This is a genomic window from Actibacterium sp. 188UL27-1 (assembly GCF_016901225.1).
Lineage (GTDB): Bacteria > Pseudomonadota > Alphaproteobacteria > Rhodobacterales > Rhodobacteraceae > 188UL27-1.
Genome location: NZ_JAFEUL010000008.1, coordinates 103,260 through 116,820, shown reverse-complemented (window position 1 = coordinate 116,820; position 13,561 = coordinate 103,260). Strand labels below are relative to the sequence as shown.

Below are 13,561 nucleotides of genomic sequence, written 5' to 3'. Positions count from 1 at the left end.
GGCCCGCGGGTTAAGCGGCCCCGGGGGTTCAAAAGGCTGGTTGCGTCGCGCGGGGGCGTTGGATCATCACGATGCCCCCCAGCAAAAGGAGCGCGGGGATAAAGAACAGCTCTTTCGGGAAGCGATCATTTTCGACCTGGACGCGGGTGATGGTGACCGGCGTATCGCCGTAGAAATCATATTCCTTGCCCAGTGTCTCGAAATGAGGTGTGCCTGCAAAAGGTTCATCCAACAGCAATTTGCCGTCCTCCTCCAGCACCGTCAGGCCTTGATCGGAAAAGGCGGTGTCAGTATCGCCGGATAGCGCCGGTAGGGCGATGGTGGTCGGTCGGATCTCGCCCGTATCGAAATCCGGGCCCTCGACCTGGAGGCGCACCTGTTTGCCCGTTTCGGCCTCAGACATCAGGGTGAGGGCTGCGGGGCCCTCGGCTGTAGCGTATTTCTCGCTGACTTGGTCCAGCAAAAAGTCGGGCCGAAAAAGCATGAAGGCGATGACCAGAAGGGCCACGGTTTCGTACCATCGCGATTTCGCGATGAAGTAGCCTTGTGTCGCGGCAGCGAATAGGAGCATGGCGGTCAGTGAGATGAAAAAGACCATGACCGCCTTCAATGGCCCGACATCAATTAGCAACAGGTCCGTGTTGAAGATGAAGAGGAACGGCAGCAGGGCCGTGCGGATGTCATAGGCAAAGCCCTGGACCCCGGTCATGATCGGGTCGCCCCGGCTGATGGCGGCGGCGGCATAGGCCGCCAACCCAACCGGCGGCGTGTCATCCGCAAGGATCCCAAAATAAAAGACGAACATATGGACAGCGATCAGCGGCACGATGAGGCCCGATTGCGCACCGACCGACACGATGACCGGCGCCATAAGCGAGCTTACAACGATGTAGTTGGCCGTAGTCGGCAGACCCATTCCCAGGATCAGGCTGAGGATCGCGACAAGGATCAACAGGACCATCAGGTTGCCGCCGGCGATAGTCTCAATCACCTGGCCGATCACCTGATGCGCACCGGTCAGGCTGATGGTACCGACGATGATACCAGCCGCGCCAGTTGCCACGCCGATCCCGATCATATTGCGGGCGCCCAGGATGAGGCCGCCGACGAAATCGCGCCAGCCGTCGAGTGCGGAACCCCCGATCCCTTCACCCCGGAACAGTGCCTTGAGCGGGCGATGGGTCAGCGCGATGACAATCATGAACATCGTGGCCCAGAAAGCGGATAGCGCGGGCGACAAACGTTCCAACGTGTCGGTCCGAACCATGAGGTTCCAGACCAGGGCAAAGATTGGCAGCGCAAAGTAAAAGCCGCCGATCAGCGTGGGTGTCAGGCGCGGGGCCGCCGGGACCGGCGCGTTGGGGTCATCCATGGCCACGTCCGGGTAGCGCGACGCGACCCAGACAAGCCCGATATAGGCGACGGCCAGCAGAACCACGGCGCCATAGACAGTTTCGGCCATGAAGGGCTCCAACACCATCCGCAGACCAATTATCAGGTAGGTGCAGATCCCCATAAAGATCACGCCTGACAGGAACAGGATCAGGATCATCAGGACATTGATCTTGCGGCCTGGTTTCTTGAGCCCCTCCAGCCCCATTTTCAGGCTTTCGAGATGCACGATATACAGCAGCGCGATGTAGGAGATCACCGCCGGGAGGAAGGCGTGTTTGATCACGTCAATATAGGGGATGTTGACATATTCGACCATCAGGAAGGCGGCGGCCCCCATAACGGGCGGTGTGAGCTGGCCATTGGTGGAACTGGCGACTTCCACTGCGCCCGCCTTTTCCGCCGGAAATCCGATGCGTTTCATAAGGGGGATCGTGAACGTGCCAGTTGTGACCGTGTTGGCGATGGAAGAGCCCGAGATCATGCCGGTCATCATCGACGACAGGACCGACGCCTTGGCCGGGCCGCCACGCAGGGCACCGAGCAGCGCCACAGCCACCTTGATGAACCAATTTCCGCCCCCTGCCCTGTCAAGGATCGCGCCGAACAGCACAAAGAGGAAGATCATGGTGGTCGACACGCCAAGGGCCACACCAAAGACCCCTTCGGTCTGCATCCAATAGTGGCCTAAAGCCTTTCCGAAGGAGGCCCCACCATAATTGGTGATGTTGCGCGCCCATTCGGAATAGCCACCAAAGAAGGCGAAGCTCACGAAAATCCCCGCGATGATGACCAGCGGCAGACCGAGCGAGCGATAGACCGAGATGAACAGCACCACCATGCCGATTGCGGAAATGGCGATGTCAGATGTGCTCCACAATCCCGGCCTGTCCGCAATCTCGAACCGGAAGACCACGAGGTAAAGGCATGTCCCCACGCCAAGGATCACCAGGACCCAGTCATAGGCGGGGATCCGGTCACGGGGAGAGGATTTGAACAGCGGAAAGGCAAGTGTCGCCAACATGATCGCAAAGGCGAGGTGCACAAAACGGGCCTGGGCCACGATATTGGCAAAGATGCTCATCCCGGTGCCCTGGGCCAAGACACCCGGCAGTTTGGAGGCGATGTAAAGCTGAAAGACCGACCAAGCGATACAGGTTCCGATAATTAGCCGCGCTTGCCAGGCGGCACTGGGGTTGCGCGCGCCGGTGTCGGCTTCGGCCACCATGTCATCGGCGGAACGTTCGGATTGTATCTGATCCGCCATGGGGCCCCCCAGCGTTTTGTTATTGATAAACGAAAGGGCCCGCGCAGGGCGGGCCCTTTCAAGGGTCTTGGATTACTGAAGCAAACCGAGTTCTTTATACGCCTTCTCTGCACCCGGATGCAGCGGGGCGCTGAGACCGTCTTTCACCATTTCGGCGGGGTCGAGGTTTTCAAAGGCCGGGTGCTGTTTGCGCAGGTCATCGATGTTGTCCATCACGGCCTTGGCCACGACATAGACGACATCTTCTGACACGGTGTCGGAGGTGACAAAGGTGGCGCCAACGCCGAAGGTTTCAGTGTCGCCATCGGTTCCGGTATACATGCCGCCCGGGATGGTCGCCTTGCGGTAGAACGGATTGTCCTCCACCAGCTTGTCGATGGGCGCACCGGTGACCGAGACGAGGAACGCATCACAGGTCGTTGTCGCCTCTTTGATGGCCGCTGCAGGATGACCGATCGTGTAGATCATGGCGTCGATATTGCCGTCACAGAGCTGCTTGGCCATTTCCGAACCCTTATACTCGGTCGCAAGGGCCAGATCGTCCATACCGATGTCGAAGGCGGCCATCACCACCTCCATAGTCGCGCGCTGGCCAGAGCCGGGGTTGCCGATATTCACGCGCTTGCCCTTGATCTGGTCAAAGCTGGTGATGCCGCTATCGCCGCGCACGATCAGGGTGAAGGGTTCTGGATGGACCGAGAACACGGCGCGGATGCCGGGGAAGGCAGCATCTCCTTCGAATTTCGATGTGCCGTTAAAGGCATGGTACTGCCAATCGGACTGGGCCACGCCAAATTCCAGCTCGCCCCCCTTGATCGTGTTGATGTTGTAGACTGACCCGCCGGTGGATTCGACAGCGCAACGGATGCCATGCTCCTTCCGGGTTTTGTTGACCATCCGGCAGATCGCGCCGCCAGTCGGGTAATAAACGCCGGTGACGCCGCCGGTGCCAATTGAGATAAAGTCCTGCGCGCTTGCCGCACCACCGATGGCAATGGCACCGGCGATTGCCGTGCCGAAAATCATGTTTTTCATGTGTTTGCTCCCAGTTGTATCAGCCCCTCGGAGGGACTCGATCGTGCTCAGTAGAGCCGGAACTTGCCAAACTGACAACTCCACGCATTAACTAAGATGAAGTTACCCATTGGATTTCGCTGTGAGTCATGTCTTTGCGCGCCATTGCCACAGCCAGTTGCCCCGGGTTGCACGAGGCGCGGGCGCCTATCTTTATGACACCGACGGCACCGCCTATCTTGATGGATGTGGCGGGGCTGCGGTGTCGTGCCTGGGCCATGGCGACGCCCATGTGATCGGTGCGATCAAGGCGCAGGCTGATCAGATCGCCTATGCGCATACCGGCTTTTTCATCTCAAATCCGGCCGAAGAGCTTGCGGAGCGGCTGATCGACCTGGCCCCTGGAGGACTGGACCGGGTTTATCTCGTCTCCGGCGGGTCCGAAGCGATGGAGGCCGCGCTGAAGCTGGCGCGCCAGTACCATCTGGAGGTTGGCCAACCCCAGCGGTCAAGGATCATCGCGCGGCGGCAAAGCTACCATGGCAACACGCTGGGGGCGCTAGCCGTGGGCGGGAATGCCTGGCGGCGCGAACCGTTTGACCCACTGCTGATCTTGGTCAGCCACGTCGCACCCTGCTATGCCTACCGCGACCAGATCGACGGCGAGACCGAGGCTGGTTATGTCGCCCGCCTGATTGCGGAGATGCAGGATGAGATCCTCCGCCTAGGCCCCGAAACGGTCATGGCAATTGTCGCGGAACCGGTCGTCGGGGCGACACTAGGTGCGGTGCCCCCGGTCGGCGATTACTTTCGGCAGCTTCGGGCCTTGTGCGACCGGTATGGCATTTTGCTGATCCTGGATGAGGTGATGTGCGGTATGGGCCGGACCGGCACCTTGTTTGCCTGTGAACAGGACGGGATCGCCCCCGATATCTGCGCCATCGCCAAGGGGTTGGGTGCGGGGTATCAACCCATCGGTGCGATGCTGTGCACCAGCAAGATCTATGGTGCGATCCGCGATGGCAGCGGATTTTTGCAACATGGGCACACCTATCTGGCCCATCCCACTGCCTGCGCGGCGGCGAGGGCCGTTTTGGACCGGTTGGTGGATGATGGTCTGGCGGATCGCGTGACACCGGTCGGAGACAGTTTGCGGGAACGGCTGGTGGAACGGTTCAGCCAGCATGCCCATGTGGGCGACATCCGCGGCCGCGGGCTGTTTTTAGGGCTGGAATTGGTAGCGCATCGTACCACCAAGGCGCCTTTTGATCCCGCGCGGCGGGTACATGCAAAGCTGAAGTCCGCCGCCATGGCCCACGGCCTGATGTGCTATCCCATGGGCGGCACCGTTGATGGAAGGCGGGGCGATCATGTTTTGCTCGCCCCGCCCTTTATCCTGACAGAGGATCAGGCCGACGAACTGGTCGACAAGCTGGGCCGCGCGATTGATGAGGTGCTGGATTAAAGCCGCGCTTCGGTGCGTTTGTCAAAGACAGCACAAGTGCTGGATGTAATCCCGATCTGCAGGCGCTCGCCGGGTTTCACTTTGGTCTGGCCATCGATCCGAATACGGAAGGGCTGACCTGCCAGTGTCGTCCAGACCAGCGTATCCGCCCCCATTGGCTCCACCAAGTCAAGCTGTGCGTCCAGAACCAAATCAGCGTCTTGCGCCGCGGGACCAACCAACACGTTTTCCGGACGGATACCCATCACAACGGCTTACTCCACGCCGCCACCGAGATGCGGAATGCAGATATCATGCTCACCGAACGTGACCCTGTCACCGTGCAAACGCGGCCCGATGAAATTCATGGCAGGTGCACCGATGAAATCCGCGACATAGAGGTTTTGGGGGCGATTATAAATCTCATCCGGGGTGCCAAGCTGCATGATCTTGCCACCTTTCATCACAGCGATGCGGTCGGCCAGGGTCATCGCCTCAACCTGATCATGGGTCACGTAGATCATTGTGTTGCCCAGTTGTTGGTACAGGCGCTTGATCTCAACCCGCAGATCGGCGCGCAACTTGGCATCAAGGTTCGATAAGGGCTCATCAAACAGGAAGACATCGACATCGCGCACCAGGGCGCGCCCGATGGCAACCCGCTGGCGTTGGCCGCCGGACAAGGCGGCGGGCTTGCGTTTGAGCAGCGGCTCCAGTTGCAGGATCTTGGCAGCTTTGGCCACGCGGGTCGCAATCTCAGCCCGGGCCATACCAGCATTGCGCAGGCCAAAGCTCATATTTCCCTCGACCGTCATCTGCGGGTAAAGCGCGTAGGATTGAAAGACCATATCGATGCCGCGATCCGAGGGCTCCGCCCAGGTGACATTCTGCCCGTTAATGAAGATCTGCCCCGCGCTCAGGTCTACAAGCCCCGCAATGCAGTTCAGCACCGTGGACTTGCCACAACCGGAAGAGCCGAGGAGAACCAGAAACTCCCCCTGCGCCACATCAAGGTCCAGGCCCTGCAAGACATTGACCACCCCGAAGTTCAGGTCGAGCCCCCGGATTGAGACCGACGCCTCAAGCGTTTCAACCACGTTCTGCATATTCATCAGCCTACCCTTTCACAGCTCCCGCCGCGATACCGCGTACGAAAAGCTTGCCGGAGGCGAAGTAGATCACCAGCGGCACCAGCCCGGTCAGCAGCGTGGCTGCCATGTTGACGTTGTATTCCTTCACGCCCTGGACGGCGTTGACGATGTTGTTGAGTTGCACGGTCATCGGATAGTGGTCCGGCTTTGTGTAGATCACGCCGAACAGGAAATCGCTCCAGATCCCGGTGACTTGCAGGATCATCGCCACAACAAAAATCGGTAACGACATGGGCAGCATGACCCGAAAATAGATCGACCAGAACCCGGCCCCATCTATACGGGCGGCCTTGAACAGTTCCTCCGGCAGCGATGTGAAGTAGTTGCGAAAGAGCAGTGTCAAGATGGGCATGCCGAACACGGTATGGACCAGGACCAGCCCCGTCACGCTGCCGAACAGGCCGAGTTCGCGCAGGATGATCGCGATCGGATAGATCATCACCTGATAGGGGATGAAGGCGCCAAAGATGAGGATGGTAAAGAAAACCTCTGATCCCCTGAACTTCCAATTCGCCAGGGCATAACCGTTTACGCTGGCCAACCCAATGGACGGGATGAGGATTTGAACGGAATTCCAGAACCCCTTGCTCAAACCATCGCAGCTCAGCCCTGTGCAAACCTCGAACGCGGCGCGTTTCCACGGCTCAAACGTCACCTCCAGTGGCGGGGAGAAGATATTGCCCATGCGGATCTCGGGCATGCCTTTGAGCGAGGTCACGACCATCACGTAAAGCGGCAAGACATAATAGGCGAGCACGACCACCAGCACTGACCACAACATGATGTTGCCACCGGAAAACCGCTTTTGCGGCTTTGGACCCGCCGGCGCATCAGCCAGAGCGGCCAAGGGGGCATCAAGCACAGGATTATGCATGTTTCTTGCCTCCAAACTCCAGGTAAGCCCAGGGGATCAGGATCACGAGGACCGACAGCAGCATCATGTTGGAGGCCGCGAAGCCCTGCCCGAGGTTGAGGTTGTTGAACATCATGTCGATGACGTATTTGGCAGGCACTTCCGACGCGATGCCCGGGCCCCCATTGGTTTGGGCTTTAACCAGATCATAGACCTTGATGATGCCGCTTGCGATCAGGACAAGCGCCGTGACAAAGACGGGGCGCATCATCGGAATGATGACCACCACGTATGTCTTCCAAGCCGGTATGCCATCGATGTGGGCGGCTTTCCAAATCTCCTGATCAATGCCGCGTAAGCCCGCCAACATGACGATCATGATGAAACCAGAGCCTTGCCAGACCGCCGCGATCAACACGCCGTAGATCACGATATCCACATCGAAAAGCGGGTCGAATTCGAAACCGGCCCAGCCAAAGCCGCGAACGACCGATTGTAGGCCAAAATCAGGGTTCAGGATCCATTGCCACACCAAGCCGGTGACAACGAAACCCAAAGCGAAGGGATACAGGATGATCGTGCGGATTGCGTTTTCAAACCGGATCTTTTGATCCAGAAGCGCGGCGAGGCTGAAGCCAATGACCAGGCTCAGCACCATCATGCACCCTCCGAAGATGGCCAGGTTTTCAACCGAGAGGATCCAGCGCCGGGTGTCCCACAATCGCTCATATTGCAGCAGGCCTACGAAATCCGCCTTGGGCAACATCCGCGATTTGGTGAAGGAATAGAGCACGGTCCAGACTGTGCATCCAATGAACACACACAAGGCCGTCACGATCATGGGCAAGGCCGCGATCTTGGCCGACAGGTTGCGAAACAGCCGGTTGGGACGTTTGGCGCGGTAGGACATGCTTGTGTATCCTCCGTGATGATCGGCACCCCGAGTGAGAGGTGCCGACCGGGAGGCGGACTAGTTCGCGGAACCGATGATATCTGCGTACCGCGCTTGTGCGGCCTCGATGGTCATGCTGCGATCGTTCCAAAATTCGGTAAAGAGGTCCTTGGTCTGCTCCACCGTGTCGGCGGACAGGAATTCCTCGCCCGAGGGCAGGATGTTTCCGGCGGCCAAGATCTCCAAACCCTTCTTCATACAATCATTGGCGGCAGACAGATCTATGTCCCCGCGCACAGGTAGGGAGCCTTTCTTCAAATTGAACGCGACCTGCGCCTCTTTCGAGAACATGGCCTTGGCTAGTTCCTTTTGCGCTGCAGTGACGGCCGGATCGTCGTGTTTGGGGAAATAGAATGCATCGCCCCCCGTCGAGATGACCTCGTTCACGCCCGAACCCGGCAGGCAGGTATAATCCTTTCCCGCGACCTTGCCGGCGATGGCAAACTCACCCTGGGCCCAGTCTCCCATGATCTGGCCTCCGGCCTGACCGTTGATCACCATAGCGGTGGCCGGGTTCCAGTCGCCAACATTGGAGTCTTTGGACAATTGTCGGGCGACATTGGCGGCGTCAAAGACTGCGGTCATTTCCGGTGAGGCTGCGGCCTCGGCTGATTTGTCGATGTTGACCCGCCGCCACAGATCTTCACCCCCACGGCAACATTCAGAACGCCAAAGGCACCTGCGGTCTGCCAGGGCTGCTGCCCTATGGCGAGCGGTACTTTACCGGCGTCCTCCAGCTTGGGCGCGGCGGCCACAAACTCGTCCCAGTTATGAGGAATCTCAAGCCCGGCATCGGCAAAGGCTTCGTTGCTCATCAAAAGCCACTGCCAGGAATGGATATTGATCGGCACGCAGTAGACCCGGCCTTCAATGGTGCAATTGTCCAGCAGGGAGACGGGGTTGATCGTTTCACGCCACCCTTCGGCTTCGGCGACATCAGTCAGGTCCAGCATCAAACCGGCTTCCACCAATTCCTCGGCCTGGCGGCCATGATTGAACTGGGTAGCATGCATGGCGTCCCCACCAGTGATACGGCTGATCATCACGGGACGCGCGGTGGACCCACCACCGGCGATAGCGCCGTCGACCCATTCATGCGCGGTCGTGTCGTTGAAGATCCGGGCCAGCTCTGCCACGGCCTTGGCCTCGCCACCGGAAGTCCACCAATGTGTCACCTCCAACTTGACGCCGTCTGCGGCAAGCTGCGTGGCGCACAGGACGGAGCCTGCAATCGCGAATGACATTGACCATTTCATAGCTTTCCTCCCGGTTTACATCGTTATAGTGAAATCTAAATCGTTTTAGTTTTAAAAAAAGCCTATTTGGCGGTAACGGCGCGTGAATGCCCTTGCTCTTGCTAGAGGATTGCTCATTTCATGCATCCGGAGCAAATTTCCTCTCAGAGGGCCATCCTTATGGCGAACGAACCGCGACCAACCTTAAAGACCATCGCCCAATTGACGGGCTTGGCCGTGCCCACCGTATCCCGCGCGCTCAGCGGGGCCGAGGATATCGGCAAGGCCACACGGGAACGGGTCCGACAGATCGCCAATGAAATAGGTTACGTCCCGAATCGCGCCGGTGTTCGGCTACGCACCGGGCGAACTCACGTGATCTCGTTAGTGCTGTCGACCGAGGCGGATGTAATGAACTTGACGGCCCGTCTGATCAACTCTGTCGCCAGTGCCTTGCGCGACACGAGTTATCACCTGACAATTACACCCTATTTTCCCGACGAAGACCCAATGCGCCCCATCCGCCATGTCGTGGAAACACGGGCCGCGGATGCGGTGATCCTGAATCAGGTGCAACCCGAAGACCCCCGGATCGCCTATCTGATGGAACGTGAATTTCCGTTTGCCACCCATGGCCGCACGAATTGGGCCGACGACCATGCCTATTACGATTTCGACAACCATGCCTTTGGCGCGCTGGCCGTGGAAAAGCTGCTTAAAAAAGGGCGTTCATCATTGCGCCTGCTGGCGCCCCCGGTGGATCAAAACTACTCACAGGCGATGATTTCCGGTGCCCTACAGGCAGCACAGATGGGTGGAGTTGAACTGGAGGTCTTTAGGAGAATCGATAGCGATGACCCAAGCGACAAAATTCAGGCCCATATCACTCAGATGTTCCGCAACGGGCTGGATGTCGATGGCATCATCTTTGGCTCTGCGAATTCCTGCATGGCTGCAGTCACCGGGATCGAAGATGCCGGACTGACGGTCGGGGGGGAGATCGACCTTGTCTCAAAAGAGGCTATCCCTTTTCTGCACCGGTTTCGGCCTGCCATTTTGAGCCAGCAAGAAGATGCCTGGGCCGCGGGAGTGTTTCTGGCCCAAGCTGTGATCGAGCGGATCGAACAGCCCGATAAGGCACTGATGCAGCAACTTGAGATACCCGGGCAAGACCGGCGGGTTTATTCCGCCGCCACGGTCTGAGATTGCGCCGCCTGATCTGCGCTGAGCTGACCAAACCAAGCACCACTTTTTTTCAAGGTCCGAACTTGCGTGTGATAGTCCACATGGACGATGCTAAAGCGCATCTTGTATCCTTCGGCCCATTCATAATTGTCCATCAGTGACCAGGCAAAGTACCCTTTGACCGGTATCCCGATCTCAATGGCATCGGCCACCGCCCCGATGTGATCAATCAGATATGACAGGCGCGCTTGGTCATCCACCTCACCATCGGGTCCGACCTCTGTGTTATAGCAGGCGCCGTTTTCCGTGATGTAACACGGCGGCAGATCGTAGCGATCATAAACCTGGCGCAACAAGTGGGGCAGACCCTCCGCCTTGATCTCCCACCCTATATCTGTCCGAACGTTCGATGTTGTCGACGGCACAGGGATGGTGGCGGGAAAAGCGGCATCGGATTTCGGATCATTGATGACGGTGGAAGGGTAGTAATAGTTGAACCCCCACCAATCGAGCGGCTGATGCGCAATCGCCAGGTCGCCGGGCTGCATCCGCAATTTATCACCGTAGGCTTCGATGAATTGGTTTCCGTAGCGGCCAGCAAACATCGGGCCGAAATAGATCTCGTTGTGGAACTGAAAATGCCGTTCCGCTGCGGCCACATCCTCGGGCGCATCACTGGCCGGGTAGGTTGAGATTGCATTCAACACCACCCCCATCTGGATATCTGACCGCTCTGACCGCGCCGCCTGGACCGACTTGCCATGGGCCAGGTTGTCACATGGGTCGCGGCCAAGGCAGCGTCCAGGTTTTGTTCTCCCGGCGCGTGCTTACCAACGTAATGGCCCAGATAAGACGTGCACCAAGGTTCGTTAAACGTGGCCAAGGCGTCTATCCGATCACCCAGACGTCGCACGACATGGCCGGTATAATCCGCGAAAGCATCAGCCGTGTCTCGATCCGTCCAGCCACCATAGCCCATCAACGCCAGCGGCAAGTCCCAATGGTAAAGCGTGGGGAACACGGCAATATCGCGCGCCACCAGGCCATCAATCAACCGGTCATAGAAATCCAGGCCCGCCTCGTTCACCCTGCCGCGCCCCTCCGGCATGACCCGAGGCCAGGCAATCGAAAACCGGTAAGCGCCCGAGTTGAGCGATTTGATCAGATCCAAATCCTGTTCCCAGCGATTGTAGTGATCGCAAGCGATGTTGCCATTATGCTCACCATAAACCCGCCCCGGCATGTGCGAAAATGCATCCCAGATCGACGGGCCACGCCCATCGGCCTTGGTCGATCCTTCAATCTGGAACGACGCCGTCGCCACGCCGAACTTGAACGCAGCAGGGAATCGATGGGCGAGGGCCTTGGTGTCCATGAATGATCTCCAGTCAGGTCGTCTTGCACGGCAGATGAATGGCTCCATTCCGCAGCCGGAGATTTGAGAACACACCATCTAACACGAAACTAAATCGTTTTAGAATGACCTTACAAGCCCTTTACCGCGCTATTATTCGCTGATCAGCCATGAGCGCCACCCCAAGAGGCAGCGCCTGGTTTGCAACACCGGCTCAATGACCACGGCGAAAATTGGCAGTGAGAACGGGACGACTGGTGACGATCAGATCCCCAACCATGCCGGCGAAGTCGGCGGTGGCTGACCCATAGGGACCAAAAATTCGCTTAAAAAACGGGCGCAATACCCTCATTCAGTCGTCTTTTTTGGGCAATTCTCGCCGAAGTGGTGGGGTCTTGGTGAAAAAGCCAGACTCTTCAGCCCCTGTCAGCAACTTTTATACCGAACATGGACACTAGGGTTCCGCCGACGGGTTTCGGGTCTGGTCCAAGAGTATCCGCCGCTGCGGCCAAATCCGCATCGGTACACGGCGGGGGAAAATCCCGGGAGAGCAGTGTTCCGACCTGGCCGTATCTCTCACCCTTGTTCTGCCGGCGGCCCTGTCGGTTTGTTTTGGCAGAACGGGAATGAGGTTAACCGCGATGACAAACACACATTGGATCACATCGATTGCCGCCGCTGCTTTGCTGGCCAGCGCACCGGCCATCGCCCAGGAAAAGACAGAGTTCAAGGTTGCGTGGTCGATCTACGTCGGCTGGATGCCATGGGGCTACATGGAAGACAGCGGCATCATGGACAAATGGGCCGAGAAATACGGGATCGATGTCGAGATCGTGCAGATCAACGATTATGTCGAATCCATCAATCAATATACGGCTGGCGCCTTTGACGGTGTCTCGGCCACCAACATGGACACGCTCAGCATCCCCGCAGGAGGCGGCGTGGACACGACAGCGCTGATCGTGGGTGACTATTCCAACGGCAATGACGCGGTGATCCTGAAAGGTGAAGGCACGCTGGCCGATCTGGCAGGCAAACCGGTCAACCTGGTGGAATTGTCAGTGTCTCATTACCTGCTCGCCCGGGCCCTGGATTCGGTCGACTTGTCCGAACGGGATTTGTCGGGGGTCATCAATACGTCGGATGCGGATATGATCGCGGCCTATGCCACCAATGATGTACAGGCGGTCGTGACCTGGAACCCGCTCGTCTCCGCCATCCTGGAGCAACCCGGTGCGACGAAACTCTTCGACAGTTCGGACATACCCGGTGAGATCATCGATTTGATGGTCGTGAACACCGAAACCCTGGAAGCCAACCCTGACTTCGGCAAAGCGCTAGTCGGGGCATGGTACGAAACCATGGCCCTCATGGAATCCGGAGATGAGGCCGCGCTGACCGCCATGGCCGAGGCGTCGGGCACGGATCTGGCCGGCTATCAGGCGCAACTTGCCTCGACCGAGATGTTCTATGCCCCGGCCGAGGCGGTGACCTTTACCCAATCGGCGGAATTGCCCCAGACCATGGTGAGCGTCGCGGAGTTCCTGTTCGACAAGGGAATTCTAGGCGAAGGCGCGCCCTCAGCTGATTTTGTGGGCGTGGCCTATCCCGATGGCTCGACCACCGGGGATGAGGCCAACGTGAAATTCCGCTTTGATACGACCTACATGCAAATGGCGGCAGACGGCGCGCTTTAAACGGCGTAAGCCATCCG

At 58.5% G+C, this 13,561-nt stretch carries 9 protein-coding genes, 2 pseudogenes and 1 riboswitch; of the genes and pseudogenes, 3 read left to right on the top strand and 8 right to left on the bottom strand.

The window, feature by feature from the left end; translation table 11 throughout:
* Positions 1-28: 28 nt before the first annotated feature.
* Together IU397_RS12475 and IU397_RS12470 are read right to left on the bottom strand one after the other, a co-directional pair.
* A complete protein-coding gene (locus IU397_RS12475) occupies positions 29-2,659 on the bottom strand; it encodes a TRAP transporter permease (RefSeq protein WP_204413989.1) in 2,631 nt (876 codons plus the stop codon).
* Between the two features lie 72 nt (positions 2,660-2,731).
* Positions 2,732-3,694, bottom strand: a complete 963-nt coding sequence (locus tag IU397_RS12470; protein WP_204413988.1) for a TAXI family TRAP transporter solute-binding subunit — start codon at positions 3,692-3,694, stop codon at positions 2,732-2,734.
* A gap of 121 nt (positions 3,695-3,815) precedes the next feature.
* On the opposite strand from IU397_RS12470, the gene IU397_RS12465 reads away from it, so the two are divergent.
* Complete coding sequence (locus IU397_RS12465) at positions 3,816-5,138, top strand: aspartate aminotransferase family protein (protein ID WP_204413987.1); 1,323 nt, start codon at positions 3,816-3,818, stop codon at positions 5,136-5,138.
* On the opposite strand, the pseudogene IU397_RS12460 reads toward IU397_RS12465, so the two are convergent.
* From IU397_RS12460 to IU397_RS23890, 5 genes and pseudogenes are all read right to left on the bottom strand, one after another.
* Positions 5,135-6,223, bottom strand: a pseudogene (locus tag IU397_RS12460) (ABC transporter ATP-binding protein). The gene IU397_RS12465 and the pseudogene IU397_RS12460 overlap by 4 nt on opposite strands.
* 10 nt (positions 6,224-6,233) lie before the next feature.
* Positions 6,234-7,142, bottom strand: coding sequence for a carbohydrate ABC transporter permease (locus IU397_RS12455; RefSeq protein WP_204413986.1), 909 nt, complete (start codon positions 7,140-7,142; stop codon positions 6,234-6,236).
* Positions 7,135-8,031, bottom strand: a complete 897-nt coding sequence (locus IU397_RS12450) for a carbohydrate ABC transporter permease (protein ID WP_204413985.1) — start codon at positions 8,029-8,031, stop codon at positions 7,135-7,137. Before IU397_RS12450 ends, IU397_RS12455 begins: the two co-directional genes overlap by 8 nt.
* A gap of 60 nt (positions 8,032-8,091) precedes the next feature.
* A complete protein-coding gene (locus IU397_RS23895) occupies positions 8,092-8,658 on the bottom strand; it encodes a hypothetical protein (protein WP_370541674.1) in 567 nt (188 codons plus the stop codon).
* Positions 8,655-9,329, bottom strand: a complete 675-nt coding sequence (locus IU397_RS23890; protein ID WP_370541673.1) for an ABC transporter substrate-binding protein — start codon at positions 9,327-9,329, stop codon at positions 8,655-8,657. The genes IU397_RS23895 and IU397_RS23890 overlap by 4 nt, the downstream gene beginning before the upstream one ends.
* Before the next feature lie 159 nt (positions 9,330-9,488).
* Between IU397_RS23890 and IU397_RS12440 the strand changes: the two genes are divergently transcribed.
* The gene (locus IU397_RS12440; RefSeq protein WP_204413983.1) at positions 9,489-10,511 is read left to right on the top strand and encodes a LacI family transcriptional regulator; all 1,023 of its coding nucleotides are present in this window, start codon (positions 9,489-9,491) and stop codon (positions 10,509-10,511) included.
* On the opposite strand, the pseudogene IU397_RS23290 reads toward IU397_RS12440, so the two are convergent.
* Positions 10,490-11,868 (bottom strand): annotated as a pseudogene (locus IU397_RS23290) (GH1 family beta-glucosidase). The gene IU397_RS12440 and the pseudogene IU397_RS23290 overlap by 22 nt on opposite strands.
* Positions 11,869-12,290: 422 nt before the next feature.
* Positions 12,291-12,398: riboswitch (guanidine-I (ykkC/yxkD leader) on the top strand.
* Between the two features lie 90 nt (positions 12,399-12,488).
* Here IU397_RS23290 and IU397_RS12425 point away from each other — a divergent pair.
* The gene (locus IU397_RS12425) at positions 12,489-13,544 is read left to right on the top strand and encodes a putative urea ABC transporter substrate-binding protein (RefSeq protein WP_204413980.1); all 1,056 of its coding nucleotides are present in this window, start codon (positions 12,489-12,491) and stop codon (positions 13,542-13,544) included.
* Positions 13,545-13,561 lie beyond the last annotated feature (17 nt).

What these genes read in the sequence shown, in the direction of transcription:
- IU397_RS23890 (WP_370541673.1), bottom strand. Translation starts at nt 9,329, where the DNA reads ATGAAATGGTCAATGTCATTCGCGATTGCAGGCTCCGTCCTGTGCGCC.
- IU397_RS12475 (WP_204413989.1), bottom strand. Translation starts at nt 2,659, where the DNA reads ATGGCGGATCAGATACAATCCGAACGTTCCGCCGATGACATGGTGGCC.
- IU397_RS12455 (WP_204413986.1), bottom strand. Translation starts at nt 7,142, where the DNA reads ATGCATAATCCTGTGCTTGATGCCCCCTTGGCCGCTCTGGCTGATGCG.
- IU397_RS12450 (WP_204413985.1), bottom strand. Translation starts at nt 8,031, where the DNA reads ATGTCCTACCGCGCCAAACGTCCCAACCGGCTGTTTCGCAACCTGTCG.
- IU397_RS12470 (WP_204413988.1), bottom strand. Translation starts at nt 3,694, where the DNA reads ATGAAAAACATGATTTTCGGCACGGCAATCGCCGGTGCCATTGCCATC.
- IU397_RS12440 (WP_204413983.1), top strand. Translation starts at nt 9,489, where the DNA reads ATGGCGAACGAACCGCGACCAACCTTAAAGACCATCGCCCAATTGACG.
- IU397_RS12425 (WP_204413980.1), top strand. Translation starts at nt 12,489, where the DNA reads ATGACAAACACACATTGGATCACATCGATTGCCGCCGCTGCTTTGCTG.
- IU397_RS23895 (WP_370541674.1), bottom strand. Translation starts at nt 8,658, where the DNA reads ATGACCGCAGTCTTTGACGCCGCCAATGTCGCCCGACAATTGTCCAAA.